Origin of the sequence: Paraburkholderia sp. SIMBA_027, assembly GCF_046535315.1 — a bacterium.
Classification (GTDB): domain Bacteria; phylum Pseudomonadota; class Gammaproteobacteria; order Burkholderiales; family Burkholderiaceae; genus Paraburkholderia; species Paraburkholderia tropica.
The window spans coordinates 1-232 of sequence record NZ_JAWRWY010001703.1 but is presented as its reverse complement, the minus strand read 5'-3'; the positions used below and the strand labels follow the sequence as shown (position 1 = coordinate 232).

The 232-nt window shown below is 33.2% G+C and carries 1 protein-coding gene; it reads left to right on the top strand.

The window, feature by feature from the left end:
• A partial coding sequence (locus tag SB764_RS44985) for a hypothetical protein (RefSeq protein ID WP_410867433.1) occupies positions 1–180 on the top strand: 180 nt, incomplete at its 5' end.
• Positions 181–232 lie beyond the last annotated feature (52 nt).

Below are 232 nucleotides of genomic sequence, written 5' to 3'. Positions count from 1 at the left end.
ATTAACTTCCTAGTAGTATCTATGCATGAAGGTCAATTAGTGCCAATACATGCTATCGCTGGTGATGTATACTTTGCTTCCAGTGATGATAGAGGTAAGACGGTTTCACCGAATGATTTTCAGATTAGAAAGTTAAAGAAAATGCTAAGTTTCGATAGAGGTATATTAGTAACAATTTAAGAGAAGTGTTAATGTTTAATTAATTTCATATAGGGGTGGTAATTGATGCACA